This window comes from Pseudomonas sp. AC463, assembly GCF_979253585.1.
In genome coordinates this window covers 1-26424 of sequence record NZ_CEEDDZ010000035.1, presented here as the reverse complement: position 1 = coordinate 26424, position 26424 = coordinate 1, and the positions used below count along the sequence as shown (strand labels likewise).

The window sequence follows — 26424 nt, the reverse complement described above, 5'->3', positions numbered from 1 at the left end:
CGGAACATGACTCCACCAGTGAAATGCGTATCGGGTTTTTAGGAGCGCTGTAATGCCTGAGATCTATCATTTTTTCCAACAGCTGGTTAATGGCCTGACCATTGGCAGCACCTATGCCTTGATAGCCATTGGCTACACAATGGTTTACGGCATCATTGGAATGATCAACTTCGCCCATGGCGAGGTGTACATGATTGGTTCCTACGTGGCCTTCATCGCCCTTGCCGGGCTGGCCATGATGGGTATCCACTCACTGCCGCTGTTGATGACCGCCGCGTTTCTCGCGTCGATCGTTGTAACCAGTGCTTATGGCTACAGTATCGAGCGTGTTGCCTACCGACCCTTGCGTGGCAGCAACCGTTTGATCCCGCTGATTTCCGCCATCGGCATGTCGATTTTCCTGCAGAACACTGTATTGCTGTCCCAGGATTCCAAGGATAAGTCCATTCCCAACCTGATTCCGGGGAGCATCTCCTTCGGCCCGGGCGGCGCACAGGAAGTGCTGATTTCCTACATGCAGATCCTGGTGTTCGTCGTCACCCTGGTGGCCATGCTGGGCCTGACCCTGTTTATCTCCCGCTCCCGTCTGGGCCGCGCCTGCCGGGCTTGCGCCGAAGACATCAAGATGGCCAACCTGCTGGGCATCAATACCAACAACATCATCGCCCTGACCTTCGTGATCGGCGCCGCACTCGCAGCGGTCGCTGCCGTGTTGCTGAGCATGCAGTACGGCGTGATCAACCCCAACGCCGGTTTCCTGGTAGGCCTCAAGGCCTTCACCGCGGCGGTACTGGGCGGCATCGGCAGCATTCCGGGCGCCATGCTCGGCGGGCTGGTGCTGGGTGTGGCCGAGGCGTTTGGTGCCGATATCTTCGGCGACCAGTACAAGGACGTCGTGGCGTTCGGCCTGTTGGTTCTGGTGCTGTTGTTCCGTCCGACCGGCATCCTGGGCCGTCCGGAGGTTGAGAAAGTATGAGCAGATATCTTAAATCGGCGTTTTTCAGCGCCTTGCTGGTGTGGGCCGTGGCCTTCCCGGTACTCGGGCTCAAGCTGAGCATTGTCGGCATCAACCTGGAAGTGCATGGCACCGGTCCCGTGACCCTGACCATCATTGCCCTGTGCTCGGTGCTGATGTTCCTGCGCGTGCTGTTCACCCAGCAGGTCGGTGCCTTGTTCAAGGGCAACCGTGGCCCGCTGGTATCGCCCAAGGTCAGCCAATTCCTGACCCTGCCGCGCACCCAGCGCTACATCATCATCGGCCTGATCGTGGCCGCGTTGATCTGGCCGTTCTTCGGCTCGCGCGGTGCAGTCGACATCGCCACCCTGATCCTGATCTACGTGTTGCTGGGCCTGGGCCTGAACATCGTGGTGGGCCTCGCCGGCCTGCTTGACCTGGGTTATGTGGGTTTCTACGCCGTGGGTGCCTACACCTACGCGCTGCTCTCGCACTACCTGGGCTGGAGCTTCTGGATCTGCCTGCCATTGGCCGGCATGGCAGCCGCCACGTTCGGGTTCCTGCTGGGCTTCCCGGTCCTGCGTCTGCGCGGTGATTATCTGGCGATCGTGACGCTGGGCTTCGGCGAGATCATTCGCCTGTTCCTGCGTAACCTCACCGACATCACCGGCGGCCCCAACGGCATCAGCAGCATTCCCAAGCCGACGTTCTTCGGGCTGTCGTTCGACCGCACCGCCGCCGAAGGCATGCAGACTTTCCACGAATACTTCGGGATCGCCTACAACCCGGTGAGCAAAGTGGTGTTCCTGTACCTGGTGGCGTTGCTGCTGGCACTGGCCGCCTTGTTCGTGATCAACCGCCTGCTGCGCATGCCGATCGGCCGTGCATGGGAAGCGCTGCGCGAAGATGAAATCGCCTGTCGTGCCCTGGGCCTGAACCCGACCATCATCAAGCTCTCCGCGTTCACCCTGGGCGCCGCGTTCGCCGGTTTTGCCGGCAGCTTCTTCGCCGCGCGCCAAGGCCTGGTGACCCCGGAGTCGTTCACCTTTATCGAGTCGGCGATCATTCTCGCCATCGTGGTACTGGGTGGCATGGGCTCGCAACTGGGCGTGATCCTGGCCGCAATCGTGATGATCCTGCTGCCGGAAATGATGCGTGAGTTCAGCGAATACCGCATGTTGATGTTCGGCGCCATGATGGTGCTGATGATGATCTGGCGCCCTCAAGGCCTGCTGCCCATGCAACGTCCACACATGGAGCTGCGCAAATGAGCCGCGAGATCCTGAAAGTCGAAAACTTGAGCATGCGCTTCGGCGGCTTGCTGGCGGTCAATGGCGTGGCCCTGACCGTGAAAGAGAAACAGGTTGTGGCGCTGATCGGCCCGAACGGCGCCGGCAAGACCACGGTGTTCAACTGCCTCACCGGCTTCTACAAGCCGGCCGGCGGCAGCATCCTGCTGGACGGCCAGCCGATCCAGGGCCTGGCCGGCCACGAAATCGCCCGCAAGGGCGTGGTGCGCACCTTCCAGAACGTGCGGTTGTTCAAGGACATGACGGCGGTCGAAAACCTGCTGATCGCCCAGCACCGTCACTTGAACACCAACTTCTTCGCCGGCCTGTTCAAGACCCCCGCGTTCCGCAAAAGCGAGCGCGAGGCCATGGAATATGCGGAGTACTGGCTGGACAAGGTCAACCTGACCGAGTTCGCCAACCGCCCCGCCGGCACCCTGGCCTATGGGCAGCAACGTCGCCTGGAAATCGCCCGCTGCATGATGACCCGCCCGCGGATCCTCATGCTCGACGAACCAGCCGCCGGCCTGAACCCCAAGGAAACCGAAGACCTCAAGGCACTGATCACGGTGCTGCGTGAGGAAAACAACGCCACGGTGCTGTTGATCGAACACGACATGAAACTGGTCATGAGCATTTCCGACCATATCGTGGTGATCAACCAGGGCACGCCGTTGGCCGACGGGACGCCGGAGCAGATCCGCGACAATCCTGAAGTGATCAAAGCCTATTTGGGGGAAGCGTAAAATGCTGCAATTCGAAAACGTTTCCACTTTCTACGGCAAGATCCAGGCCTTGCACGGCGTCAACGTGGAAGTGCGCCAAGGTGAAATCGTCACGCTGATCGGTGCCAACGGCGCCGGCAAGTCGACCTTGCTGATGACCCTGTGCGGTTCGCCCCAGGCCCACAGCGGCAGCATCCGCTACATGGGTGAGGAACTGGTGGGCCAGCAGTCGTCGCAGATCATGCGTAAGAGCATCGCGGTGGTGCCGGAAGGCCGCCGCGTGTTTGCACGCCTGACCGTCGAGGAGAACCTGGCCATGGGCGGGTTCTTCACCGACAAGGGCGACTACCAGGAGCAGATGGACAAGGTGCTGCACCTGTTCCCTCGGCTCAAGGAACGCTTCAGCCAGCGCGGCGGCACCATGTCCGGCGGCGAACAGCAAATGCTCGCCATCGGCCGCGCGCTGATGAGCAAGCCCAAGCTGTTGCTGCTGGACGAGCCTTCACTGGGCCTGGCACCGATCATCATCCAGCAGATCTTCGACATCATCGAACAGCTGCGCAAGGACGGTGTGACGGTGTTCCTGGTGGAGCAGAATGCCAACCAGGCGCTGAAGATCGCCGACCGTGCCTACGTGCTGGAAAACGGCAGGGTGGTGATGCAGGGCACGGGTGAGCAATTGCTCACCGATCCGAAGGTGCGTGAGGCGTACCTGGGCGGCTGATACACAGCTGCTCTAAATGTGGGAGGGGGCAAGCCCCCTCCCACATTTTTTTTGGGTGAACAGAAATATTTAGATTATTTTCGAAGCCTTTGTAACGAAGTTCGTCGTACCGTCTCTAGTGGTGTAAGCAGGCAATCAAGCCCGCTACTTCAACCCACTGCTGGAGATTCACCATGACTACCAAACTGTCCGCCGCTACCCTCGTCCTGGCCCTCGGTTCCGCCCTGAGCCTGTCCGCCCTGACCACCACCGCCCACGCCGCCGACGACATGCAAAAGTGCTTCGGCGTCGCTGAAGCCGGCAAGAACGACTGCGCCGCGGGCGCCGGTACTTCCTGCGCCGGCACCTCGAAAGTCAAAGACCAGGCCAACGCCTGGAAACTGGTACCCGCCGGCACCTGCGCCAAAACCCCAAGCTCCACCTCGCCGACCGGCTTCGGCCAGGAAGCTGCCTTCACCGCCAAGTCCTGAAACCCTGCAAAACCTGAGTACTGATGATGACGCTTTCACCCCAACACACGGTCTCACCGGCTCAGGTGCCCGGCCTCCCCTTGCGGGCCGGGCTGGGGCTGAAGAACGAGCACTTCATCGAAGTGCTCGAGACCTCGCCCGATATCGGTTTTTTTGAAGTCCACGCCGAAAACTACATGGTCGCCGGCGGGCCGTTTCATCATTACCTGGGGTTGATCCGCGAGCATTACCCGCTGTCGCTGCATGGCGTCGGTTTGTCCATCGGCGGCGAAGGCCCACTGAACCGTGAGCACCTCGCACGGCTGGCCGCGCTGATCGAGCGCTATCAACCCCATTCCTTTTCCGAACACCTGGCCTGGTCCAGCCACGGCCCGGTGTTCCTCAATGACCTGCTGCCCCTGGCCTACGATGCCGCCACCCTGCAACGGGTTTGCGAACACATCGACCAGGTACAAAGCACCCTCAAGCGCCCGATGCTGCTGGAGAACCCCTCCACCTACCTGCAGTTTCAGCACTCCACCCTGGACGAGACCGACTTCATCAGCCAAATCATCCGCCGCACCGGCTGTGGTTTGCTGCTGGATGTGAACAACGTCTACGTGTCGTGCATCAACCACCAGCGCGACCCGCTGGCCTATATCGACGCCCTGCCGCTGTTTGCGGTGGGTGAGATTCATCTGGCCGGTTTTGCCGAAGACACCGACAGCCTTGGCGACCGCCTGCTGATCGACGACCACGGCGCGCCCATCGATAACGAGGTGTGGCAGCTGTACGAACAGGTGTTGACGCGCGTAGGCCCGGTGCCGACGTTGATCGAACGGGACAATCAGGTGCCAGCCTTCCGCGTGCTGCAAGCCGAGGCCCAGCAGGCGGAATGGCATCTGTCGCAGGTGCGCTCATGAGCCTTCAAGCAGACTTCACCAACGCCCTGCTGGCGCCGGACTCAGCCTGCCCCAAGGGGTTGTTCAGCAGCAATGGCGCCGACCCGGCCAGCCGCTTTGCGGTGTATCGCAACAATGTGCACAGCTCGCTGATCAATGCGTTGGCGGCCGCCTATCCCGTGACATTACAACTGGTGGGCGACGAATTCTTTCGCGCCATGGCCGGCGTCTATGTCCAGGACCAGCCGCCCACCAGCCCGATGATCAGTGAATATGGCAGTACATTTTCCGACTTTATCCAGGGCTTCGAACCGGCAGCGAGCGTGCCGTACCTGGCAGACATCGCCCGACTGGAACGCCTGCGTGTCCGCGCATACCACGCGGCGGACGTGCAACCGTTGGAGCCGCATGCCGTGCTCCGGCACCTGCAAAGCCCAACCGACCTGGGGCAGTTACGCCTTCAACTGCATCCGTCCCTCGCGACGTTGAGTTCCACCTACGCCATCGTGGCAGTTTGGGCGGCGCACCAGAACGCGGCCATCTGGGATCCCTGGCACCCCGAATCCGCGCTGGTGCTGCGCCACGGGCTGGCCGTCAAGGTCTTCGCCATCGACATCGGCTCGGTGGCGTTTATCAACAGCCTGAACCAGGGCACAGGGTTGGAAACTGCGGTAGAGCATGCCCTCGAAGCCTCGGCTGAATTCGACCTGAACCACTGCCTGAGCCTGCTGATCAGCCACGACGCCATCACCCATCTACACACAGAACAAAAGGTATCGCCATGAGCACATCCCCTTCGGTCCAGATCAACCGCGTCATCGCGCTGTTCGAGAAAATCCCCTACAGCCTGATCGCCTTTATCGCACGCTTCTCCATCGCGGCGGTGTTCTGGAAATCCGGGCAGACCAAGGTCGAAGGCTTTGCCATTGATCTCATCAACGGCACCTTCCAGCTCGGTGAACCCAAACTCGCGGCCTCGACCCTGCCGCTGTTTCGCAGCGAATACCATGTGCCGTTGCTGTCCCCGGAAGTGGCCGCGTACATGGCCGCGTTTGCCGAACATTTCTTCCCGGTGCTGATTCTGGTGGGCTTCGCCACGCGCTTCTCGGCGCTGGCCCTGATCGGCATGACCCTGACCATTCAGTTGTTCGTCTACCCGGACGCCTACCCCACCCACGGCACCTGGATCGCATTGCTGCTGTTGCTGGTCGCGAAGGGGCCAGGCTGCCTGTCCATCGACCACCTGATCGCCCGTCGCTACCGTTAAAGCCGGTCGAGCGCCTCGCCGCTGCGCTTGAACCAGCCCACCAGATAATCGGCCAGTACTTGCGTGCGGCGCGGCAGCCCACCCTGGTAAGGGTGAACCAGATACATCGGCTGGCTCCGCGTCTGATAATCGCGCAGGAGCCAGCGCAATCGGCCGTCAGCCAGTTCCGCAGGCAGTACGTAGGACGGCAGGCGAGCGATACCGGCGCCCACCAGCGCGGCCTTTTTCAACAGGTTGTAGTGGTTGGAGGCAAAGGTGCCGCTGACCCGCACGCGCAACAGTTCGTGCTGCTGGTGGTAGAGCCACTCCTCACGGCCGCTGTAGTGGCTGTTGAGCAGGCAACGATGGGTTGCCAGGTCTGCCGGGGTTTGGGGCTCGCCGAATTGCTCCAGATAGGCCGGGCTGGCGCAGGTCATTTCGCGCCAGGCCAGAAGCGGCTTGGCCACCAGGCGCTCATGTTCAATCGAGCCCGAGCGCACTCCCAAATCGAAGCCGTCCCGCGCCAGGTCGCGGTAGCTGTTGTTCAATTCCAGCTCGATCTGCACCTGCGGGTAGTGTTTGGAAAACTCCAGCAACAAGCCGTCGAAGAAGGTTTCACCCAGGGAAACCGGAACCGTCATACGCACCGGCCCGGCCAGATCGTCCTTGAGCCGGGCCAATGCCTGACGCGCGCGATCCACCTGTACCACAAGCGCCTGGGCCTCGGGCAACAACGCCGCGCCGGCGGCGGTGAGGCTGAGTTTGCGCGTGGTGCGGTGCAGCAGCACCACCGCGTACTGTGCCTCCAACTGGCTGATGCGCTTGGACAACTGCCCCTTGCTGCAGCCCAGTTGCTCGGCCGCCACGGTAAAGCTGCCCGCTTCGATCAATACGGCGAAGGCCGCCAGGTCATCCATCTCGCTCATGGATTGTTTCCATTTGAAAACCAAAGGTTGCCCATTAGCACGTTTATCCGCTTAAAAAGCCACTCTAGACTCAACCTTCACTTACCCCTGGAGGAACAGCACCATGAAAATCCTGTTGATTGGCGCCAGCGGCACCGTCGGCTCAGCGGTCAAGGCGGAGCTCGCCCAGCGTCATGAGGTGATCAGCATCGGTCGCAGCAGCGGCGACTTCCAAGTGGATATCAGCGACAGCGCCTCGATCCGCCAGCTGTTCGAACAGACCGGTAAATTCGATGCACTGGTCTGCGCAGCGGGCAATGTGAACTTCGTCGCACTGGGCGACATGAGCGACAGCGACTTCGAACTGGGCCTGCGAGACAAGCTGATGGGCCAGGTCAACCTGCTGCTGATCGGCCGCGAGTACGCCAACGATGGGGCGTCGTTCACCTTCACCAGCGGAATTCTCAACCGCGACCCGATCCGTACCGGCGCTTCGGCGGCGCTGGTCAATGGCGCGCTGGATGCGTTCGTCAAAGCCGCGGCGATCGAATTGCCGCGCGGCCTGCGCGTCAATTCGGTAAGCCCCACCGTGCTGCTGGAAGCCATGGGCAGCTACGCGCCGTACTTTCGCGGCTACAAGCCAGCCCCGGGTGCCGACGTGGCACTGGCCTACGCCAAAAGCGTGGAAGGCTTGCAGACCGGTCAGACCTTTATCGTAGGCTGAATGTTTTGCCTGTAAGAATTGCCTGAAGAAGGTGAGCAGGGTTGTGATGCAGCCCCAGCCTGCGTAACGTGGCGGCACTTGTCTGGAGACCCGATAATGCGCGCCGCCCGTACCCTTGCCCTGCTTGCCCTGCTTCCCCTGTTCGCCGCCTGCCAGATGTTCGAAAGCGAGCCGGCCAAGCCGTCTCTCGCCGGGCTGACCCGCATGCAGGGTGAACTCACGGCCGTCGGTGGCAAGCTGCTGTTCCAACCGTGCAACGACAAACGCAACTACGTGGTCAACGACACCGGCGCCACCAGCGTCCTGCAGGAAGCCGCCTCCCTGGCCGGCCAGCAAGGTGCGTTGTTTGCCGACCTGCGTGGCAAGTTCTCCGGCGTCGCCAGCGGTACCCAGGGCAGCGTCGACGTGCAACAGCTGTACCGCGTCGAACGTGCGACCGCAGCCTGCGACGACCCGGACTTCAAGCGCATGATCCTGCGGGCCAACGGCCACAAGCCGACCTGGGTGATGAACGTCACCGCCAAGGGCATGGTGCTGGAGCGTGAAGGCCAGCCGCCCTTGGCAGTGCCGTACGTGGAAGAACAGATGGGCGACGGCCGCTTCAACCTGATGACCGAAGCCAACAACCAACACATTGAACTGTGGGTAGCCCCGCAACGTTGTATCGACAGCGCCAGCGGCAGCCTGCAGCACATGACCGCCGAGCTGCGCGTCAACGGCCAGGTACAGCGCGGTTGCGCGTCATTCGGCGGCTCGCGCGACGATTGATTGGTTTTAACATGACGGGAAACCACGGTTGGGGCTTATAATCGCCGGTTTGCAAAACAGCCGGCCTCTTTGCCCGCCGCCTACCGGATCCCGTCATGTTACGAATCACCGAACTCAAGCTGCCCATCGACCATCCCGAAGAAGACCTGCGGCCTGCCATCTTGCAGCGCCTGGGCATCGCCAGTGATGACCTGCTCGATTTCACCCTGTTCAAACGCAGCTACGACGCCCGCAAGAAATCCTCGGAGCTGTGCTTCATCTACACCATCGACCTGGACGTGAAGGGCGAAGCCGCGCTGCTGCTCAAGTTCGCCGACGACCGCAACGTCAACCCGGCGCCGGACGTCAGCTACAGGGTGGTCGGCCAGGCACCGCAAGGCTTGACCGAGCGACCTGTCGTCGTCGGTTTCGGCCCGTGCGGCATCTTCGCCGGGTTGCTGCTGGCGCAGATGGGCTTCAAGCCGATCATCCTCGAGCGCGGCAAGGAAGTGCGCCAGCGCACCAAGGACACGTGGGGCCTGTGGCGTAAAAGCGTGCTCAACCCCGAGTCCAACGTGCAGTTCGGTGAAGGCGGCGCCGGCACCTTCTCCGACGGCAAGCTCTACAGCCAGATCAAGGACCCGAAATTCCACGGCCGCAAAGTGCTGCACGAGTTCGTCAAGGCCGGCGCGCCGGAAGAGATCCTCTACGTCAGCAAGCCGCACATCGGTACCTTCCGCCTCACCGGCGTGGTGGAAAACATGCGTGAGCAGATCATCGCCCTCGGCGGTGAGGTGCGTTTCGAACAGCGCGTTACCGACGTGCTGATCGAAGACGGCCAGCTCAACGGCGTGGTCGTCGACGGCGGCGAACAGATCCTCTCCAGGCACGTGATCCTGGCCCTGGGCCACAGCGCTCGCGACACCTTCCGCATGCTCCACGGCCGTGGCGTGTACATGGAAGCCAAGCCGTTCTCGGTGGGTTTCCGCATCGAACACCCGCAATCGCTGATCGACGCCGCGCGCCTGGGCAAATACGCCGGGCACCCGAAACTCGGCGCCGCCGACTACAAGCTGGTGCATCACGCCAAGAACGGCCGCTCGGTCTACAGCTTCTGCATGTGCCCGGGCGGCACCGTGGTGGCGGCAACGTCCGAGCCGAACCGCGTGGTCACCAACGGCATGAGCCAGTACTCGCGTAACGAGCGCAATGCCAACTCCGGCATCGTGGTCGGCATCACCCCCGAGGTGGATTACCCGGGCGGCCCGCTGGCCGGCATCGAGCTGCAGGAGCGCCTGGAGTCCCACGCCTACATCCTCGGCGGCAGCAACTACGAGGCTCCGGCGCAGCTGGTAGGCGACTTCATCGCCGGCAAGCCATCCACGGCCATCGGCAGTGTGGAACCGTCCTACAAACCGGGCGTGTCCCTGGGTGACCTGGCCCGGGCCTTGCCGGACTTCGCCATCGAGGCGATCCGTGAAGCACTGCCCGCGTTCGAGAAACAGATCAAGGGCTACTCGCTGCACGATGCGGTACTCACCGGTATCGAGACGCGCACGTCGTCGCCGCTGCGGATTACCCGCGACGAATCGATGCAGAGCTTGAACGTGAAAGGCCTGTTCCCGGCCGGTGAAGGCGCCGGTTACGCGGGCGGGATTCTGTCGGCGGGTGTGGACGGGATTCGGATTGCCGAAGCGTTGGCGCGGGATATGTTGGGCCTGAACGCCTGATTACATGTGGGAGGGGGCAAGCCCCCTCCCACATTGGTTTTTAGGGTGTGTCAGATATTGGCGCGCAGGATCCTATCCGGTAACGGCTCGCCCCGCTCCACACTGGCCGCCACGGCCGCGATCAAAACTTCCAACGCATAGCCCTGCCCGACCAGCCACGCTTGATCGTAATACGTCGTGGCATACCGCTCGCCACCATCACACAAGATCGCCACGATCGAACCCGACTCCCCCGCCGCCTTCATCTGCTGCGCCGCCACCAGCGCGCCAATCAGGTTGGTCCCGCTGGACCCACCGACCCGCCGCCCCAACCGCTCAGCCAGGTAATGCATGGCCGCCAGCGACAACGCATCCGGCACCTTGACCATCGCATCGATCACCTTGGGCAGGAACGACGCCTCGACCCGTGGCCGACCAATGCCTTCGATGCGTGAACCGCAGTCCAGGCGCAGACTGGCATCGCCACTCTGGTAGAAATCGAAAAACACCGAGCGCTCGGCATCCGCACATAACACCCGCGTAGCGTGCTGGCGATAACGCACGTACCGCCCCAGCGTGGCCGTGGTGCCGCCGGTGCCGGGGCTGGAAATCAACCAGCTCGGCTCGGGATGCCGCTCGAAGCGCATCTGCTGGAAGATCGACTCGGCGATGTTGTTATTGGCGCGCCAGTCGGTGGCGCGTTCGGCGTAGGTGAACTGGTCCATGAAGTGGCCGCCGCTTTCCTGGGCCAGGCGTTCGGATTCGGCGTAGATCTGCGTCGGGTCCTGCACCAGGTGGCTCTTGCCGCCATAGAAGGCGATCTGCGCGATCTTCTCCTGGGAGGTGGTCGCCGGCATCACCGCGATAAACGGCAAGCCGAGCAGGCGGGCAAAGTAGGCTTCGGAAATCGCCGTCGAGCCGCTGGACGCTTCGATCACCGGCGCACCCGGCTTGAGCCAGCCATTGCACAGCGCATACAGGAACAGCGAGCGCGCCAGCCGATGCTTGAGGCTGCCCGTGGGGTGGCTGGACTCATCCTTGAAGTACAGCTCGATACCCGGCAACCCTGGCAGCGGCAAGGGAATCAGGTGGGTGTCGGCGCTGCGCTGGAAGTCGGCTTCTATGATGCGAATGGCTTCGCGGGCCCAAGGACGGTGGTCGCTCATGGAGGGTTTCTCTAAGGGTTTCGCCCCCGATTTTAGGGGGTTTCCTACGCGCTACACAGATACAGTACCGACTCAATTGGTCACACAATTGCTAGGCTTGGCGACATCGCCGTCCAAGCCCGTCGCTTATAACAAATAAGAATATAACTTTTGTTTTAACAACTAACGGTACGGGTTAGGGTACCCACCTATGAACCTGGATTGGAGAGCAACCCTTGCCTCTGCGTAGCACTTTCACCCGTTTCTTCCAGCTGGAAGCCGCCAGCGGTCTGTTATTGATCGCCGCTGCCGCCCTGGCGCTGATCATCAACAATTCGCCCTTGTCGCACCTGTACGGCGCGTTTCTCGACGTGCCGGTAGTGGCGCAGATCGGCGCGCTGAAAATCGCCAAGCCGGCGCTGTTGTGGATCAATGACGGCTTGATGGCCTTGTTCTTCCTGCTGATCGGCCTGGAGGTCAAGCGCGAGTTGCTCGACGGCCACCTGTCCAAGCCGTCGCAAGTGGTGTTGCCAGGTGCAGCGGCCATCGGCGGCATGGTCGTACCGGCGCTGATCTACTGGGCGATCAACAAGGATTACCCCGCCGCACTCTCCGGCTGGGCGATCCCCATGGCCACCGACATCGCCTTTGCGCTGGGTGTGCTTGCGTTGCTGGGCAAGCGGGTGCCGGTGTCGCTGAAACTGTTCCTGATGACCCTGGCGATCATCGACGACCTGGGCGCGATCATCGTCATCGCCGTGTTCTATTCCGCCGACCTGTCCGGCGCAGCCCTGGCGGGTGCCGGCGCCTGCCTGGTGGCCTTGATTGCGATGAACCGCCTGGGGGTGATCAAGCTCGGGCCGTACCTGATCATCGGCTTGATCCTGTGGGTCTGTGTGCTCAAGAGTGGCGTGCACGCCACCCTGGCCGGCGTGACCCTGGCGTTCTGCATCCCGCTGCGCACCAAGAATGCCGAACCTTCGCCGTTGCTGACCCTGGAGCATGCCCTGCACCCGTGGGTGGCCTACGGCATCCTGCCGTTGTTCGCCTTCGCCAACGCCGGTGTTTCGCTGACCGGCGTGAGCCTTGAAAGCTTCACCCACCACGTACCCATGGGTATCGCTGCGGGCCTGCTGATCGGCAAGACTGTCGGCGTGTTCGGCCTCACCTGGCTGGCCATCAAGACCGGCCTCGCCGCCTTGCCCGCCGGCGCCAACTGGGGCCAGGTGTTCGGCGTGGCGATCCTGTGCGGCATCGGCTTTACCATGAGCCTGTTCGTCGGCTCACTGGCGTTTGTGCCGGGTGCCAGCGAATTTGCCGGTGAGGACCGCATGGGGATTCTGACCGGGTCGATCCTGGCCGCGTGCATCGGTTATGCGGTGACGGCGATGGCGAGTCGAAAGAAGGCCGCATCACTGTAAGCGTTGAAGTGACAGTTAAAAGCTAAAAAGCCGCCTCGGTTTAAACCGAGGCGGCTCCACTTCTCAGACCTTAAAGATCATCGAGGCTGTCCCGCAGGAATACCCATACGTGATAAACAAGCAGGGCATTCACTACGAGGTCCCACGTACGTCGTGCAAACTTAAACATACTCGGCCCTCCGTGAGTTGGGCCTTACCTCCAGCGCACTTACCGGAACATGTGAACCTTAGGACGCAGGTCGAATGCGTCCTTTGAGGTGGCCGGGCTAATGGTCCTCCCGCATGAATTCGGCACGGATTACTAGCCCGTGGCGGTTGGTCCAGAATTCGCGCGCATGCCCGGTTCCCCCAAAAGCGACAAACGAAGAACGGAGTGGATGCTAAACAAAATCCCGAGTGAAGGTGTGACCAACAGTGGTCAAACATCCAGTATTCCCCCACACCTTTATTGCGAGGTTTTACAGCCACACTTGGAAACCGAAAAGCTTTAGAGAAGAGCGGTACTCACCCTTGACGATATTGCATGATGAAATAGCCGGCGTTAGTATTTGCCAGCAGGTCGAATGCGTCCTTTGAGATCGCACCTCCAGCCGCAAACTGGGTTTGCAATAAAAAACCGCCCCACTAAGGCGGTTTTTTATTGCCTGCTGCTTACGCCACCCACCGTGTGCAGCCGACTGAAGCCAAAAGTACTTAACTTCATTTCTTCGCATCCGTACCCCATAAACCAAAAAACCCCAACCGGTCACCCGGTTGGGGTTTTGTGTTTCTACAGCCGGCGCTTAGCGAGTGACGCGGCTGGTGCCATCAACGGTCATGATGCGCACGCGGTCGCCGATGCGGAAGATTTCATTTTCCTGCACGGCCTGCACGTAGGCACGCATGCTGCCGTCGTCTTCACGAACGGTGATCTCCACACCTTGGGTGCGGGTCAAGCCTTCTTCGGTAGCCGAGCCCAGCAGGCCACCGGCGACGGCGCCGATCACGGCCGTCACGATGCTGCCACGGCCACCGCCGATGGCGCTGCCGCCAACACCACCGATGACTGCGCCGGCAGCGCCGCCGATTGGGGTCTTGGTGCCTTCGATTTTCACCGGACGCAGGGATTCGATGGTACCCATGCGAACGGTCTGTACACGACGCGCCTCGTCACGAGAGTACGAGTCGCCGGTCAGACTCGAGGCGCAGCCACCCAACAGCAACGACAGGGTGGTAAAGCAGGCAACCAGTAAAACGGACTTACGCATAGCATCAACTCCAAAGGACAGGTGTTCATTAGACGCTGCAGCTTGGCGCCTGTCACGGCAAGCACGGCAGAAACTTGCTTTCATTCAGCCTGAGTACAGACTGCTTGAACCCCAAAACTCGACAAATGGTAGCTCAGCAAGTGTGCCAAGAGATGTCGGGATAGTTTGGTCATTATAGCTGCAAGCCGCATGCGACCGAAGCCTCTCCCATAGAGACGTCGGCGCAGCGAACAACATTCAGGTGAGGTGACGAAAGGTGACGCTCAGGGCGCCAGGCGCTCGCGGGTCCAAACGCCTGCCTGCAGGCGATAGTTGAGGCGATCATGCAGGCGGCTGGCGCGGCCTTGCCAGAACTCGATGCGCTCGGGCAGCAGCCGGTAACCGCCCCAATGCTCGGGGCAATCGGGTTGGGTGTCGCTGAACCGCTGCTCGGTGGCCTTGAGCAATTCCTGCAGCTCTTCGCGGTCACGAATGACCTGGCTCTGCGGAGACGCCCAGGCCCCCAGGCGGCTGCCCAGCGGGCGGACCTGGTAGTAAGCGTCCGACTCCTCGGGCGTGACCTTGACCACCCGCCCTTCGATGCGCACCTGACGCTCGAGGGTCGGCCAGAAGAAGGTCATGGCCGCAAACGGCCGTGCCGCAAGCTGTTCGCCCTTGGCACTCTGATAGTTGGTGAAGAAGGTAAAGCCCTGCGCATCCAGGCCCTTGAGCAACAGGATACGGCAGTGCGGACGACCGTCCTGGTCGACCGTGGCCAGGGTCATGGCATTGGCCTCCACCGGCGGCTGCTCGGTTTTCACCGCATCGCCAAACCACTGGTGGAACAACGCAAACGGCTCGCTCGGGGCCTGGGCCTCGCTCAAACCATCCCGTGTGTAGTCACGGCGCATATCGGCCAGTGCCTGGGTCATGCAGCGTTATCCTTCTGGTTCAACGGATCAGTTTTTCGCCTGGTCGTTCGCAGCCGGTGTAGCGGCCTTGGCCTTGGCTGGCGCCGGCTTCTTCGCAGCCGGCTTGGCCGGGGCCTTTTTGGCGGCTGGCTTGGCGGCGGCTTTTTTCGCCACGGCTTTTTTCGCTGGCGCCTTGGCGGCCGCAGCGGCGACTGGCGCTGGAGCGTTCTGCACGGCAACCATTTCGGCTACAGGCGGGGTCTTGCCCGACTGGTACTTGCTCAGCAAGGCCAACATAGTTGTACGCTGAGTGAACATGATTTCCATGCGACGGTTCAGCGCACGGCCCTGGGTGCTGTCGTTGGCGGCACGCGGCATAAGGTCGCCCATGCCACGCAGCATCAGGCGGTCCTGCTTCAGGCCGCTGAGGCTGAAGATCGACGCGATGGACTGCGCGCGTTCCTTGCTCAATGCCTGGCTGGCCGGGGCGGTGCCGGTGGCATCAACGTGACCGAGCACTAGTACGGCGGTTTTCGGGTCGGCTTCAACAGCCTTGGCGACGCGGGTGAACGGGCCGAGAGTCACCGGCAGCAGCATCGCCGGGCGCTTCGGGTTGTAGGAACCGTCTACCGGGGCAATCACCACCAGCACGTTGTCGCGACGTTCCAGTTGCAGGTTGCTGTCCTTGATGGCGGCGCGCAGGCGCGGCTCGTAGTCGTCGAGCCAGGCTTGGGTGATTTTTGGATCAGGCATCGGCACGTTGGTCACGTCGACCTTGGCCAATGGCTTGGGTTTGCTTTCGAACGGCCACCACCAGTGAGTTTCGGAATCGTTCTTGGCGACCGTCGGGGCCGGCTCAGCAGCCTTGAGATCGGCTTTCAGGTCGGCCTTGGCATCCGCGGCCTTTTCGTCGGCGCTCTTGGAACCGAACGGCCACCAGCTCGAGCCGGTGTCGGCCTTGGCGGTTGGCGCTGTAGCAGCAGGCGCAGCGGCAGCGGCTACAGGGGCGGCAGGCTTGGCGCCAGCAGCAGGCTTGGCGTCCGGCTTGGCATCAGTTTGAGTTACGGCGTCCTTGGTAGCGGCCTTGTCAGATCCAAATGACCACCAATGCCCGCCTTCGGCATCATTTTGTGGTGTTTGTGCGCAACCGGTAATAGTGAGGCACAGCGCCAGTGCCAAGGACTTGTTCGATAACATGAGATATCCACAAAATGAGAAAAGAAACGGGGGTCTGGATGACCCATTAAACAGACGCTTAGAGAACATTAAAGTTACATCATTTCGTTCAGCGTCTTTCTTATAGTTGCCTTTGTAACAAAAAAACGTGAAACAGCAAGGGGTTTACAGACAACCGGCCAATATTCCGACCAACTTCTGTGCCCGTGGGTCCATAAGTACATAAGGTCCGAGTGTATTAGTCACGAAACCAAATGCTACATCATGTTCAGGGTCGGCAAACCCCACCGAACCGCCGGCGCCAGGGTGCCCGAAAGCACGCGGGCCAAGGCCGAAGGTGGCATTCGGCAGCTGCGGTTGGTCCAGCATGCAGCCCAGCCCGAAGCGGGTTTGTGTCAATAATGTTTTATCCGGCCCGATACTGTGTTCGCGGGTCAATTGTTCGAGCATGTCGGCTTCGAGCAAACTACCGTCCAACAAACCGCTATAAAAACCCGCCAGGCTGCGTGCATTACCGTGACCATTTGCCGCCGGCTGCTGCATGCGTCGCCATTCGGGTTTATTAGTGCTGGTCAGAATAGACGGTGGGTTGGCAAATGCCCGTGTGGTCATGGCCGCAGGTTCACGCATCATTACTTGCAATAACCGTTGTGCGGCTTCATCGCCCATATTGCCTTTGCTGCGCGCTATATGGGCAACACGATAAAACTCTGCATCGGCCAGGCCCACATGAAAGTCCAACCCCAATGGCCGCGCCACCCGCGCCACGATGGACTCCCCCGGCCCGCGCCCATCGGCGCGGCGCAGCAGTTCACCGACCAGCCAGCCGTAGGTGATCGCCTCGTAGCCATGGCCCTGGCCCGGCGTCCACCACGGGGCTTCGGCCGCCAGGGTGTCGACCATCAATTGCCAGTCGTACAGGGCTTCGGTGGGCAGCATCTCGCGGATCGCCGGCAGCCCGGCCTGATGGCAGAGCAACTGGCGCAGGGTGATGGATTCCTTGCCAGCGGCGGCGAATTCCGGCCAGTAGTTGGCCACCGGGGCGTCCAGCTGCAGCTTGCCCTCGGCCACCAGTTGCAGGGCGGTGACGGCGGTGAAGGTCTTGGTGCAGGAGAACAGGTTGACGATGGTGTCGCTGTGCCAGGCCTCGGTACCGTCCTTGTCGGCGGTGCCGGCCCACAGGTCGACGACGGTTTCGCCGCCGATCTGGATGCACAGCCCGGCGCCACGCTCCTGCGGGTCATCGAATAAGGCGGCGAACGCTTCACGTACCGCCTCGAACTGAAGTTCGTAATGACCCTGAATCTGCACCTGAACGCCCTCGAAAAACACGGTAAGAAGTGGCCGGCATTGTTCCAGCCCTCAGGGCTTTTGTGAACCCGTCAGGCGTTAATCAGTGACCATTTCCCGAATGCCCGCCGGCATGTCCGGCGCCCTGCCCCGGACCTTTGCCCGCCTGCCCGGCCCGGCCACCTTCGCTTTCCCGTGCGGCATTGGCGGCCTTGGCCTTTTCGGCCTCCTTGCCCAATTGGTCGATCGCCGCCAGGTTGCTTTTACGCACACTGTCGACAAAGCCCTGGAAGGGTACGTCGGTGATGCCGACCAGGCCGAAGTGGCCGTTTTCACCGTCCAGCAGCCGGCCGGTAGCCGGTTGGTCCAGGTATTGGAACCAGTGCACACCGACAATCGACGGCTCGGCCATGGCCGCCTTGAGGAAATTAGCGTACGCCGCGCCGCGATCCTCTTCCCTGGCCAACTGCGTCACACCACCCCAGAACGGGCCACGGTCGGCCGAGCCGAAGTTGAATTCGGTGATCAGCACCGGCTTGTCCAGTGCGCGCAGGGCGGCAAAGTCATACCCGTCCTGGGGTTTGAGGGTGTACATGTTAAAGCTCAGCACGTCGCAATACTGCGCGCAGGACGCCACGGCTTCCGGGGTGCTGACCGCATAGCGGCCGCCCAGCAGCAGTTGGTTCGGCGCGTGCCATTTCAACGAGTCGGAAATAGTCTTGAAGTAGGCGTCGGCAAAGGTCTTCTGGAAATATTTGAAGTCGGCTTCGATTTCCGGGTGCTCGGGGCTTGGCATCGGCGGCTCGAAGCCTGGGTCTTCCATCAGCTCCCAGCCCGCCAGCTGGATACCCCAGGCTTTCGACAGGCCTTCTTCGTTACGGTATTTGTCGCGCAGTTGCTTGAGGAACGCGCGCTTGGCCGGTACGTCGGTGGTCATGCGCAGCGTGCCGTAGGCCAGGGCAAAACGGGATTTCGGATCATCGCCGGGGCCGGCCCAGGCCAGCTCGTTGTCGGCAAAGAAGCCGATCAGCCATGGGTCATCACGGTGGTCGCGGGCGGCAATGGCCACCGCGCGCTCGGTGGCCATGGCGAAGCGTGGGTCGAACGGGTCGGGCATGCCGCCCCACCAGTCAGTGCCGGTGCTGATGCTGGCGTAGTCACCCACAATCGACAGCGGCAAGGTGTACGGCACGCGGTCGGCGCGGGCCAGGTCCGGCTCGCTCCAGTTGCCCACGGTGTTGAAACCCCAGGCTTGCAGGCGGTCGAGGGTGTGGCTCACCCAGCGTTTCTGGTCGAAGCCGTCGCCGCCATAGGTGCGCTGCAGGTTGGCGCCGTAGAAGTCGTACCAACGCCCGGCACCAAAGCTGCGCCCCTCACCCGCGCCGTTGCCGGTGCGGTTGTCGCCACTGCCGTAGTACTTGTCGAAGGGCTCGCCGGCCTTGGGTAACGCGGCAAACATCCACTCGCGGCCGGCCACGTAGGTCTGGTTGTTGTCCGGGGCCACGGTGTTGACGCCCAGGGAATAGAACGGGTGACCTTCCGGCGTCACCAGGTACCAGCGACCGTCGCGCTTCTCGGTGTGGAAGAAGCCGCTGGCCTTGAACGCCGGGCCTTTGTTCCAGCCGCCGTATTGATCCAGCGAGGATTTATCCCGCGCAGCCAGCCAACCCTTGAGCTGTTGCTGCTCCTTGGCGGCGGCGGCCTGGAGTTGCTCGTCGCTGCTGACTTTTTCCGGCCAACGCGCGCGGGTGGACTGACCATAGGCATCCACCAATTCGCTGTAGGCAGCCTTCAACACCGGCTCGCTGTCCTGCACGCCAAAGCGCTCTAGCAGGATGCTTTGGGCGGCATTGGGCTTGATCATCGACAGGGTCACCGAGGCCACCTGGCTGCGGTCGATCTCCCCGGCGCTGGCGGCCAGCAACACGCGCTGACCGTCTACGGTGATCGGCATCGGCGGGCCGGCCTTCATGCCCTGGCTCAACGAGGAATTGGCTTGCAACGGAATCAGCAACGTCTGGGCCGGGCCGGCGGGCAGGTCGATGCGGCTGACCAGGGTTTTACCGTCGGTGCTCTGCACTTTGACGTAGAGGGTCAGCGCCCAGTCCATGGCACTCTGGATGCGCAGGCTCATGGCGCCGGACTGCGACCAGTCCCACGTGCCGGTCTGCGGGCTGAGCACCAGGCTCGGCTCGGCGGCCGGGTTGAAGGTGATGCGGCGCAGCACCTCGCCTTCGGGGGTTTGTTCGGCGTTGTATTGCGGCAGGCTGGCGTCCTGGGTCGCCACCTTGACCACGTCGGCCGGCCGGACGAAGTTGAACAATGTCTGTTGCCCGGCCGGCGCGGCCATCAAGGGCGCGGCGAACAGCAGGGCAAAAAGAGCGGGCAGCGTGCGAATCATACGAACAAGGTTCTCCCAAACGGCCGGTGAATGGCCTGATGACTAACGTAGTGAGATAGACCACTAAGTGGGCGAATTCGCCCACAGTGGCTTAAGAAATTTCGCGCCGGAAAGGCGGCAGCGCATTCAAGATGGCTTTGCCATAGCGCTGGGTCACCAGGCGGCGATCCAGCAGCGTGATGGTGCCGCGGTCTTCCTCGGTACGCAGCAAGCGCCCGCAGGCCTGGACCAGCTTCAGTGAAGCATCCGGCACCGAAATTTCCATGAACGGGTTACCGCCCCGCGCTTCGATCCACTCGGCCAGCGCGGCCTCGACCGGGTCATCCGGCACCGAGAACGGGATCTTGGCGATCACCACGTGTTCGCAGTAGGCACCGGGCAAGTCCACGCCTTCGGCAAAACTGGCCAGGCCAAACAGCACGCTGGAATCCCCGCCATCGACCCGCGCCTTGTGCTTGTTGAGGGTTTCCTGCTTGGAGAGGTTGCCCTGGATAAACACTTGCTTGCGCCAGTCACGGTCGAGGCCGTCGAACACGTCCTGCATCTGTTTACGCGACGAAAACAACACCAGGGTGCCGCGCGACCCTTCTACCAGCGACGGCAGGTCGCGGATGATGGCGGCGGTGTGCGCTGGCGCGTCCCGTGGGTCGGCCTTGAGGTCGGGCACGCGCAGCACGCCGGCGTCGGCGTGGTGGAACGGGCTCGGCACCACGGCGGTGACGGCTTTTTTCGGCAGGCCGGCACGCATGCGGAAGCGGTCGAAGGTGCCCAGGGCGGTCAGCGTGGCCGACGTGACCAGGCAGCCGTAGGCCACATTCCACAGGTTGCGGCGCAACATTTCGGCAGCGAGGATCGGGCTGGCGTTGACCTCGATATCAAACAGCGCACCGCTTTCCGACAGGGTCAGCCAGCGGGCCATGGGCGGGTTGTCTTCCGGGTCTTCGACGGTAAAGGCGGTCCACAGCTCCCAGTTGCCCTGGGAACGCGACAGCAGACTGCCGAACAGCGGGTACCATTCCTCGGCCTGGTTGCTGGCGATGCCGATGTTGACCTCGCCATCCATGCCTTCCTTGAGCAAATCCGTGAGACGGGTGAACAGGTCGGTCAGGCGCGAAAAGCCCTTCTTCAACTCGATGCCCATTTCGCGCATGTGCTCGGGGATCAGCCCGCCGACAAAGCGGTGGCGTGGGCGCTCGCGGCCTTCCACATCTTCGCCGGGCTTGAAGTCGGCCACCTGCTCGCAGGCGCTGAACATGAATTGCTGCTGGGTCTTGATCTCGCGCGCCAGCTCCGGCACCTGTTCGATCAGCTTGCCCAGGTCGCCCGGCAGCGGGTGCTGGGCGAGCAATTTGGTGAGGTTCTTGGCGGTGGTTTCCAGCCAGTCGGCGGTGGAACGCAGGCGCGTGTAATGGGCGAAGTGGCCGATGGCCTTGTCCGGCAGGTGGTGGCCTTCGTCAAACACGTAGAGCGTGTCGCGCGGGTCCGGCAACACGGCGCCGCCGCCCAGGGCCAGGTCGGCGAGGACCATGTCATGGTTGGTGACGATCACGTCGACCTTGCCCATGCCTTCGCGGGCCTTATAGAAGGCGCACTGGCCGAAGTTGGGGCAATGGCGGTTGGTGCACTGGCTGTGGTCGGTGGTCAGGCGCGCCCAGTCGGCATCTTCCAGGGCGGTGGGCCAGCTGTCGCGGTCGCCGTCCCATTTATTGCCGGCGAGTTTCTCGATCATGCTGGTAAACAGCTTCTGGCTGACTTCATCAACCTCGATCTTGAAGCCCTCTTCTTCGAACAGCGAGGCCGTGGCAGTTTGCGCATGGCCTTCCTGCAACAGCACGTCGAGCTTGGACAGGCACATGTAGCGCCCACGCCCCTTGGCCAGGGCGAAGGTAAAGTTCAGGCCGCTGTTGCGCATCAGGTCGGGCAGGTCTTTGTAGACGATCTGCTCCTGCAGGGCGACGGTGGCGGTGGCGATCACCAGGCGCTTGCCGGCGGCCTTGGCGGTGGGGATCGCGGCCAGGCTGTAGGCCACGGTTTTACCCGTACCGGTGCCGGCCTCGACGGCCACGACCGCAGGCTCACCCTCGCGGCGGCCTTCGTCGTCGGTGTCGATATCCCCGAGGACCTTGGCGACTTCGGCGATCATCAGGCGTTGGCCGTAGCGCGGTTTCAAGCTCTTGGCTTCGAGAAAACGCGAATAGGCGCCCTGGATCGTGGTTTTGAGTTCAGTGCTGATCATGGATAGTCGGGCGCAAAAAACGCTGGATAAATTTTCAGTGGTTCGGATCGGCCGCTATCATACCCCGCTAATTAATCCCGCGCAGAACGGAGTACCACAATGACCGCGTTTAGCCTCGCTTACACCCTGCATGTATTGGCCGCCCTGGTATGGGTCGGCGGTATGTTTTTCGCCTGGATGATCCTGCGCCCCGCCGCCATGGCGGCACTTGAGGGCCCCGCCCGGCTCAAGCTGTGGGCAAATGTGTTTCAACGTTTTTTTGTGTGGGTATGGGTCGCGGTGCTGGTTTTGCCGATCAGCGGTGTGGGCCTGTTGCACTTGCGTTTCAGCGGGTTTGAGACCGCGCCGCGTTATGTGCAGGTGATGATGGGGTTGTATCTGGTGATGACGGCGCTGTTTATCCGCATCCAGGCGTTGAAGTTCCCGCAACTGCGCAAGGCGGTAGCGGCTGAGGACTGGCCGGCGGGTGCGGCGGCGCTGGGGCAGATTCGCAAGTTGGTGGGGATCAACTTGATTGTGGGGTTGGTGGTGGTGGCGATTGCTGCGGCGCGGCCGATGTTCTGAGCCGTGCCTTAAACCGCGATCGGGGGCAAGCCCCCTCCCACACTTGGAATGCATTCCAAATGTGGGAGGGGGCTTGCCCCCGATAGCGTCACCACACAGCCGCTGAATGGTCACAGAACCAGCAGGCCCCACCGGCCCCGGCTGCCCTTCCAGCCCTGGACGGCCCTTCTCGCCACCATCGGCGCGATACACCAGGCAACCCTTGGACTGCCCACCCTTGCCGGGCTTACCCGCCGTGCCAGCCAAACCGCCGGCACCACCGTCCACCCAGACTTTGATGTGTTCCGCCGGGAAGTCCTGCGGCAGCTCTACCCGCACCGCCGCGCCGGCAGCGCCCGGCAGGCCGTCGCCGCCGTTATCGCCATTGAAACCCCGCCCCGCCGAACCCCAGGTGCAACCCGGGTCCACGCCGTTGGCGCCATCCAGCCCGGCATAACCCTGGGCACCGGCGCCGCCACGGGCATCCACCGACAGTTCTTCAGCCGTCAGCGAATTGATCCGCAAGGTCAGGTCACGCCCGGCCTTGGCGGGTTTTTCGTGGGTACCGGGGGCGCCGCGCGAGGTGATCTGGCTGCCCTGCTCCAGTTGCGCATGGCGTACCTGCAATTGCAGCGCGGTATTACCAGGGACAATGGCGATGCGTGCGTCGCGCCCCAGATGCAGCTCGTCCACGGTGACTTGGCTGATGGTCGCCGGAATCAGCAAGGTGCCGTAGTCCGCCACGTCCAGGCGCTCCAGTTGCAACACGCTGGTGCTGCTGGGCAGGCGCATCAACGAGTTGGTTTCAACACTGACGCTCTGGGCCAGGGCAACGGGGCTGACCAACAGGGCCAACAGAAAAACCTTACGCATCATGGGGCTCCTGAATGTTTTCAAATTTTTCTTTGAGCGCACAGTAACGACTTCTACAGGCGATTTGCCAGTGAAGGATCAAAAAACTTCAGAAGAGGGGGCGATCGTCGGCAATGCCCCTGTGGATCCCACAGGGGCAACGGCTGTCAGCGGTTGATCTGGATTTCCGTACGACGGTTGAGGGCGCGGCCTTCGGCGGTTTTGTTATCGGCGACCGGATGGCTTTCGCCCGCACCGGTGACAGACACAAAGTTACTGCGCGGTACACCGGAGCCAATCAGGTACTCGGTGACCGAGTGCGCACGTTTATCCGAGAGCTTCTGGTTATAGGCATCTGCACCGACGCTGTCGGTATGCCCGGTAACCCGCAGTTGCGCGCTCGGAGCCTCTTGTTTGAGGCGCGTGGCAATGGTGTCGAGCTTGGTTTTATCCGCCGCGGTCAACTTGGCCGAATCGAACTGGAAGTGCACATCGCGAATCACGATGGTTTCTTCCTTGACCACCACCACCTCTTCAACCACGGCCGCTGGTGCCGCCGGTGGGCAGCCGTCAGCGTCAACCTGCACGCCTTTCGGAGTGCCCGGACACTTGTCGCGGCTGTCCGGCACGCCATCACCGTCTTCGTCGCCATCGCCATGCACCCAGCAATAGGCGCCGGCCATACCGCCGATCAACAGCGCGCCATAGCCTGCGTAGGCCGAGCTTTCAGTGGCACCGATCGCCGCGCCGGTCACGCCGCCAACGGCGGCGCAGGTGGGCCAATCGGTTTTTTGCAAGCCTGCGCAACCTGTCAATACTCCGGTTAGCAGAACCAAGGGTAGAGCTGTCCGCATGATGCTCATCTGATTTCTCCTGAGGGGGTCGGCGGGGGCCGACAGGTGGAGTAAAGACCGCTCTTTTCATCCGCGCCACTGCGCCACACCCCCGTATTCATTGAGGATGGCCGCCAGCGTAGGACTTTTCGCAGCCGCCCGCTCTAGGCCCGCACGCTCAGCCGCGCTAGTCTCTACGGTCCTGATGTGAGGATCTCTGATGACCGCTGGTATTTCTTCCCGTACACCGCAGCAAGCCCTGGCCGCCTTGCTGGATCTGCACCAGCCAAAACGCCTGCTGCTGTTGGGTGCCAGCCGGTTCCCGGCGCTGGATGCCTTCAAGGATGCGCATCCCGACACCCAAGTGTCCGTGGCCGCGCCCGGGCCGTTGCCCGCCGCACTCGCCGCCCAGCGTTTTGACCTGGCGCTGGTGGTGGACTGCCTGGAGCACCTGTCAAAACCGCAAGGCCTGACCCTGCTCGGCGGCATTCGCAACCTCAACGCCAGCCGCATCGCAGTGCTGGTTGACCTCGGCGCCTGCGACTGGAAGGACACCGACTTCTTCTCCCTGGCCCTGCAGGCCGGCGAACGCTTCCAGCGCGATGATCAGGTTCTGACGCTGTTTACCTACGATCTGCTTGACTATAAACAGGTGCCGGACTGGCTCAACGCCCGCTTCTGGGCCAACCCGGAAAACTTCGGAAAGTATTGGTGGTAACCCGATGAGTACATCCATTTGCCCCTGCGGCAGTGGCAACCTGCTGGATGCCTGCTGCGGCCATTATCACGCCGGTCACCCGGCCCCCTGCGCCAGCGCCCTGATGCGTTCGCGCTACAGCGCCTATGTTTTGGGCCTGGTCGACTACCTGGTGGCCACCACCCTGCCCGCACAACAGGCCGGCCTGGACTGCAACGCCATCGGCGCCTGGAGTGCGCAAAGCACCTGGCTGGGCCTGGAGGTGGAAAGTTCCGAGGTGTTCGGCGGCCAGCCGGAACACGCCTTTGTGACCTTTACCGCGCGCTGGCATGACAGCACTGGCGAACATAGCCACCGCGAGCAGTCTTCTTTCGTACAGAATGAGGGGCGCTGGTACTTCATCGACCCGACGGTGGAAGTGAAGGCCGGACGCAACGATGCGTGCCTGTGCGGCAGTGGGCAGAAATTCAAGAAGTGTTGTTCCAGCTACCTCTAACCCCCCAGGACACACGCCATGCTTCGGATTTACAGCTTGATGCTGGCGTTAACCTTCGGCCTGACCGGTTGTGCCTCGTGGTTCGAGGACGACGCGCCGCCGCCCCACGTCTCGCTGGTAAAGGTCGAAGTGGTGCGGGCCAAATTGCTCGAGCAGAAATTCAAACTGTACTTTCGCGTGGACAACCGTGACGACGCCGACCTGACGGTGCGCGGCCTCATCTACAAGGTGACCTTGGGCAACTTTGTGCTCACCGAAGGCGAGTCCGACGAATGGCTGACCGTGCCGCCACGCAGCCACAAGTTTTTCCGGGTGTCGGTGCGCACCAACCTCTGGCCGCAGATACGCGATGTGGTACAGATGCTGAAAAAACCCGACGAGCCGGTGCCCTATCGCCTGGAGGGTGAGCTGAAAACCGGATTATTCATCGGTTATGACGTGCAGGTGAATCACAATGGCGTGATAATCCCCGGCGATTTTATTCCGGAGCGACATCGATGACTCAGCAACCCCATGTCCATGGTCCTGACTGCAACCACGATCACGATCAACACGATCACCATGATCACGACCACGGCCATGTCCACGGCCCGAACTGCGGCCACGCTCACCAGGAGCCGGTGCGTAATGCGTTGAAGGATGTTGGTCGCAACGATCCTTGCCCGTGCGGCAGCGAGAAGAAATTCAAGAAGTGCCATGGCGCGTAAGCTGCACTGAAGATTTGAGTTTTAAATGTGGGAGGGGCGGTGCGACGATTCGACTTGCCCCCGATAGCGGTGTATCAGCCAGTTCATCTGTAGCTGACACACCGCTATCGGGGGC

26 protein-coding genes and 1 pseudogene are annotated in these 26424 nt (G+C 62.0%); 17 read left to right on the top strand and 10 right to left on the bottom strand.

Translation table 11 applies throughout. The annotated features are described in order from the left end of the window. Window positions 1-52: 52 nt before the first annotated feature. From livH to AC0IYH_RS28245, 8 genes are all read left to right on the top strand, one after another. Complete coding sequence (gene livH / locus AC0IYH_RS28280; protein ID WP_028619257.1) at window positions 53-976, top strand: high-affinity branched-chain amino acid ABC transporter permease LivH; 924 nt, start codon at window positions 53-55, stop codon at window positions 974-976. Then, the gene (locus tag AC0IYH_RS28275) at window positions 973-2226 is read left to right on the top strand and encodes a high-affinity branched-chain amino acid ABC transporter permease LivM (protein ID WP_003231103.1); all 1254 of its coding nucleotides are present in this window, start codon (window positions 973-975) and stop codon (window positions 2224-2226) included. The genes livH and AC0IYH_RS28275 overlap by 4 nt, the downstream gene beginning before the upstream one ends. After that, window positions 2223-2990 (top strand): high-affinity branched-chain amino acid ABC transporter ATP-binding protein LivG, encoded by a 768-nt coding sequence (gene livG / locus AC0IYH_RS28270; RefSeq protein WP_105162242.1) that lies wholly within the window; start codon window positions 2223-2225, stop codon window positions 2988-2990. The genes AC0IYH_RS28275 and livG overlap by 4 nt, the downstream gene beginning before the upstream one ends. A gap of 1 nt (window position 2991) precedes the next feature. Next, complete coding sequence (locus AC0IYH_RS28265; RefSeq protein ID WP_101267377.1) at window positions 2992-3693, top strand: ABC transporter ATP-binding protein; 702 nt, start codon at window positions 2992-2994, stop codon at window positions 3691-3693. A gap of 173 nt (window positions 3694-3866) precedes the next feature. Beyond that, the gene (locus AC0IYH_RS28260; protein ID WP_116628314.1) at window positions 3867-4163 is read left to right on the top strand and encodes a BufA1 family periplasmic bufferin-type metallophore; all 297 of its coding nucleotides are present in this window, start codon (window positions 3867-3869) and stop codon (window positions 4161-4163) included. Between the two features lie 23 nt (window positions 4164-4186). Next, entirely contained in the window at window positions 4187-5065 is an 879-nt protein-coding gene (bufB, locus tag AC0IYH_RS28255; protein WP_122773928.1) for an MNIO family bufferin maturase, read from the top strand. Then, window positions 5062-5829 carry an HvfC/BufC N-terminal domain-containing protein gene (locus AC0IYH_RS28250; RefSeq protein ID WP_122773929.1) on the top strand — a complete coding sequence of 256 codons (768 nt, stop codon included), beginning with the start codon at window positions 5062-5064 and terminating at the stop codon, window positions 5827-5829. Before bufB ends, AC0IYH_RS28250 begins: the two co-directional genes overlap by 4 nt. After that, entirely contained in the window at window positions 5826-6311 is a 486-nt protein-coding gene (locus AC0IYH_RS28245; protein ID WP_116628317.1) for a DoxX family protein, read from the top strand. Before AC0IYH_RS28250 ends, AC0IYH_RS28245 begins: the two co-directional genes overlap by 4 nt. Here the strand turns inward: AC0IYH_RS28245 and AC0IYH_RS28240 are convergent. Beyond that, on the bottom strand, window positions 6308-7216 hold the full coding sequence (locus AC0IYH_RS28240) for a LysR family transcriptional regulator (RefSeq protein ID WP_471837305.1): 909 nt from the start codon (window positions 7214-7216) through the stop codon (window positions 6308-6310). The two genes, AC0IYH_RS28245 and AC0IYH_RS28240, sit on opposite strands and share 4 nt — an antisense overlap. A 103-nt stretch (window positions 7217-7319) precedes the next feature. On the opposite strand from AC0IYH_RS28240, the gene AC0IYH_RS28235 reads away from it, so the two are divergent. The 3 genes from AC0IYH_RS28235 (at window position 7320) to AC0IYH_RS28225 (ending at window position 10396) form a co-directional block, all read left to right on the top strand. Then, complete coding sequence (locus tag AC0IYH_RS28235; RefSeq protein WP_116628319.1) at window positions 7320-7919, top strand: short chain dehydrogenase; 600 nt, start codon at window positions 7320-7322, stop codon at window positions 7917-7919. A 96-nt stretch (window positions 7920-8015) separates the two neighbouring features. Continuing rightward, complete coding sequence (locus AC0IYH_RS28230; protein ID WP_471837303.1) at window positions 8016-8687, top strand: COG3650 family protein; 672 nt, start codon at window positions 8016-8018, stop codon at window positions 8685-8687. Between the two features lie 95 nt (window positions 8688-8782). Then, entirely contained in the window at window positions 8783-10396 is a 1614-nt protein-coding gene (locus AC0IYH_RS28225; protein WP_471837301.1) for an NAD(P)/FAD-dependent oxidoreductase, read from the top strand. Between the two features lie 50 nt (window positions 10397-10446). Here the strand turns inward: AC0IYH_RS28225 and AC0IYH_RS28220 are convergent, their stop codons facing one another. Then, complete coding sequence (locus AC0IYH_RS28220; protein ID WP_471837299.1) at window positions 10447-11541, bottom strand: PLP-dependent cysteine synthase family protein; 1095 nt, start codon at window positions 11539-11541, stop codon at window positions 10447-10449. Between the two features lie 215 nt (window positions 11542-11756). Between AC0IYH_RS28220 and nhaA the strand changes: the two genes are divergently transcribed. Then, a complete protein-coding gene (gene nhaA, locus AC0IYH_RS28215) occupies window positions 11757-12941 on the top strand; it encodes a Na+/H+ antiporter NhaA (RefSeq protein WP_122773934.1) in 1185 nt (394 codons plus the stop codon). A 782-nt stretch (window positions 12942-13723) separates the two neighbouring features. Here nhaA and AC0IYH_RS28210 read toward each other — a convergent pair. The 6 genes from AC0IYH_RS28210 to dinG form a co-directional block, all read right to left on the bottom strand. Beyond that, the gene (locus AC0IYH_RS28210; RefSeq protein WP_003189251.1) at window positions 13724-14188 is read right to left on the bottom strand and encodes an outer membrane lipoprotein; all 465 of its coding nucleotides are present in this window, start codon (window positions 14186-14188) and stop codon (window positions 13724-13726) included. Between the two features lie 263 nt (window positions 14189-14451). Beyond that, window positions 14452-15099 carry a pyridoxamine 5'-phosphate oxidase gene (pdxH, locus tag AC0IYH_RS28205; protein ID WP_116628324.1) on the bottom strand — a complete coding sequence of 216 codons (648 nt, stop codon included), beginning with the start codon at window positions 15097-15099 and terminating at the stop codon, window positions 14452-14454. Window positions 15100-15126: 27 nt separating this feature from the next. Then, a complete protein-coding gene (locus tag AC0IYH_RS28200) occupies window positions 15127-16275 on the bottom strand; it encodes an OmpA family protein (RefSeq protein WP_471837297.1) in 1149 nt (382 codons plus the stop codon). Window positions 16276-16419: 144 nt separating this feature from the next. Beyond that, window positions 16420-17565: a serine hydrolase domain-containing protein gene (locus AC0IYH_RS28195; RefSeq protein ID WP_116628540.1), complete on the bottom strand. Its 1146-nt coding sequence runs from the start codon at window positions 17563-17565 to the stop codon at window positions 16420-16422. An 82-nt stretch (window positions 17566-17647) separates the two neighbouring features. Continuing rightward, the gene (locus AC0IYH_RS28190) at window positions 17648-19945 is read right to left on the bottom strand and encodes a beta-galactosidase (RefSeq protein WP_471837295.1); all 2298 of its coding nucleotides are present in this window, start codon (window positions 19943-19945) and stop codon (window positions 17648-17650) included. Window positions 19946-20036: 91 nt separating this feature from the next. Continuing rightward, window positions 20037-22181 carry an ATP-dependent DNA helicase DinG gene (gene dinG, locus AC0IYH_RS28185; protein WP_116628327.1) on the bottom strand — a complete coding sequence of 715 codons (2145 nt, stop codon included), beginning with the start codon at window positions 22179-22181 and terminating at the stop codon, window positions 20037-20039. A gap of 99 nt (window positions 22182-22280) precedes the next feature. On the opposite strand from dinG, the gene AC0IYH_RS28180 reads away from it, so the two are divergent. After that, on the top strand, window positions 22281-22745 hold the full coding sequence (locus tag AC0IYH_RS28180) for a CopD family protein (protein WP_116628328.1): 465 nt from the start codon (window positions 22281-22283) through the stop codon (window positions 22743-22745). A gap of 96 nt (window positions 22746-22841) precedes the next feature. On the opposite strand, the pseudogene AC0IYH_RS28175 reads toward AC0IYH_RS28180, so the two are convergent. After that, window positions 22842-23597: pseudogene (locus AC0IYH_RS28175) on the bottom strand (collagen-like protein); the annotation flags it as partial. A gap of 146 nt (window positions 23598-23743) precedes the next feature. Then, window positions 23744-24439: a PA1041 family peptidoglycan-binding anchor lipoprotein gene (locus AC0IYH_RS28170; RefSeq protein WP_116628330.1), complete on the bottom strand. Its 696-nt coding sequence runs from the start codon at window positions 24437-24439 to the stop codon at window positions 23744-23746. Window positions 24440-24629: 190 nt separating this feature from the next. Here AC0IYH_RS28170 and AC0IYH_RS28165 point away from each other — a divergent pair, with 190 nt between their 5' ends. From AC0IYH_RS28165 to AC0IYH_RS28150, 4 genes are read left to right on the top strand one after another with little or no spacing between them, the layout of a single operon-like run. Then, window positions 24630-25127, top strand: a complete 498-nt coding sequence (locus tag AC0IYH_RS28165; RefSeq protein WP_116628331.1) for a DUF6231 family protein — start codon at window positions 24630-24632, stop codon at window positions 25125-25127. A gap of 4 nt (window positions 25128-25131) precedes the next feature. Continuing rightward, window positions 25132-25602 (top strand): YchJ family protein, encoded by a 471-nt coding sequence (locus AC0IYH_RS28160; protein WP_116628332.1) that lies wholly within the window; start codon window positions 25132-25134, stop codon window positions 25600-25602. Between the two features lie 18 nt (window positions 25603-25620). Next, window positions 25621-26103, top strand: a complete 483-nt coding sequence (locus tag AC0IYH_RS28155) for an LEA type 2 family protein (RefSeq protein WP_116628333.1) — start codon at window positions 25621-25623, stop codon at window positions 26101-26103. Next, window positions 26100-26309: an SEC-C metal-binding domain-containing protein gene (locus AC0IYH_RS28150; RefSeq protein WP_116628334.1), complete on the top strand. Its 210-nt coding sequence runs from the start codon at window positions 26100-26102 to the stop codon at window positions 26307-26309. The genes AC0IYH_RS28155 and AC0IYH_RS28150 overlap by 4 nt, the downstream gene beginning before the upstream one ends. The last annotated feature ends 115 nt before the right edge of the window (window positions 26310-26424 follow it).

Excerpts from the sequence above, each read along its gene's own strand:
- livH (WP_028619257.1), top strand. The coding sequence starts at position 53 with ATGCCTGAGATCTATCATTTTTTCCAACAGCTGGTTAATGGCCTGACC.
- dinG (WP_116628327.1), bottom strand. The coding sequence starts at position 22,181 with ATGATCAGCACTGAACTCAAAACCACGATCCAGGGCGCCTATTCGCGT.
- AC0IYH_RS28160 (WP_116628332.1), top strand. The coding sequence starts at position 25,132 with ATGAGTACATCCATTTGCCCCTGCGGCAGTGGCAACCTGCTGGATGCC.
- bufB (WP_122773928.1), top strand. The coding sequence starts at position 4,187 with ATGATGACGCTTTCACCCCAACACACGGTCTCACCGGCTCAGGTGCCC.
- AC0IYH_RS28225 (WP_471837301.1), top strand. The coding sequence starts at position 8,783 with ATGTTACGAATCACCGAACTCAAGCTGCCCATCGACCATCCCGAAGAA.
- AC0IYH_RS28150 (WP_116628334.1), top strand. The coding sequence starts at position 26,100 with ATGACTCAGCAACCCCATGTCCATGGTCCTGACTGCAACCACGATCAC.
- livG (WP_105162242.1), top strand. The coding sequence starts at position 2,223 with ATGAGCCGCGAGATCCTGAAAGTCGAAAACTTGAGCATGCGCTTCGGC.
- AC0IYH_RS28265 (WP_101267377.1), top strand. The coding sequence starts at position 2,992 with ATGCTGCAATTCGAAAACGTTTCCACTTTCTACGGCAAGATCCAGGCC.
- AC0IYH_RS28250 (WP_122773929.1), top strand. The coding sequence starts at position 5,062 with ATGAGCCTTCAAGCAGACTTCACCAACGCCCTGCTGGCGCCGGACTCA.
- AC0IYH_RS28165 (WP_116628331.1), top strand. The coding sequence starts at position 24,630 with ATGACCGCTGGTATTTCTTCCCGTACACCGCAGCAAGCCCTGGCCGCC.
- AC0IYH_RS28240 (WP_471837305.1), bottom strand. The coding sequence starts at position 7,216 with ATGAGCGAGATGGATGACCTGGCGGCCTTCGCCGTATTGATCGAAGCG.
- AC0IYH_RS28230 (WP_471837303.1), top strand. The coding sequence starts at position 8,016 with ATGCGCGCCGCCCGTACCCTTGCCCTGCTTGCCCTGCTTCCCCTGTTC.
- AC0IYH_RS28260 (WP_116628314.1), top strand. The coding sequence starts at position 3,867 with ATGACTACCAAACTGTCCGCCGCTACCCTCGTCCTGGCCCTCGGTTCC.
- AC0IYH_RS28275 (WP_003231103.1), top strand. The coding sequence starts at position 973 with ATGAGCAGATATCTTAAATCGGCGTTTTTCAGCGCCTTGCTGGTGTGG.
- AC0IYH_RS28190 (WP_471837295.1), bottom strand. The coding sequence starts at position 19,945 with ATGATTCGCACGCTGCCCGCTCTTTTTGCCCTGCTGTTCGCCGCGCCC.
- AC0IYH_RS28245 (WP_116628317.1), top strand. The coding sequence starts at position 5,826 with ATGAGCACATCCCCTTCGGTCCAGATCAACCGCGTCATCGCGCTGTTC.
- AC0IYH_RS28170 (WP_116628330.1), bottom strand. The coding sequence starts at position 24,439 with ATGAGCATCATGCGGACAGCTCTACCCTTGGTTCTGCTAACCGGAGTA.
- AC0IYH_RS28155 (WP_116628333.1), top strand. The coding sequence starts at position 25,621 with ATGCTTCGGATTTACAGCTTGATGCTGGCGTTAACCTTCGGCCTGACC.
- AC0IYH_RS28210 (WP_003189251.1), bottom strand. The coding sequence starts at position 14,188 with ATGCGTAAGTCCGTTTTACTGGTTGCCTGCTTTACCACCCTGTCGTTG.
- AC0IYH_RS28220 (WP_471837299.1), bottom strand. The coding sequence starts at position 11,541 with ATGAGCGACCACCGTCCTTGGGCCCGCGAAGCCATTCGCATCATAGAA.
- AC0IYH_RS28200 (WP_471837297.1), bottom strand. The coding sequence starts at position 16,275 with ATGTTATCGAACAAGTCCTTGGCACTGGCGCTGTGCCTCACTATTACC.
- AC0IYH_RS28235 (WP_116628319.1), top strand. The coding sequence starts at position 7,320 with ATGAAAATCCTGTTGATTGGCGCCAGCGGCACCGTCGGCTCAGCGGTC.
- AC0IYH_RS28180 (WP_116628328.1), top strand. The coding sequence starts at position 22,281 with ATGACCGCGTTTAGCCTCGCTTACACCCTGCATGTATTGGCCGCCCTG.
- pdxH (WP_116628324.1), bottom strand. The coding sequence starts at position 15,099 with ATGACCCAGGCACTGGCCGATATGCGCCGTGACTACACACGGGATGGT.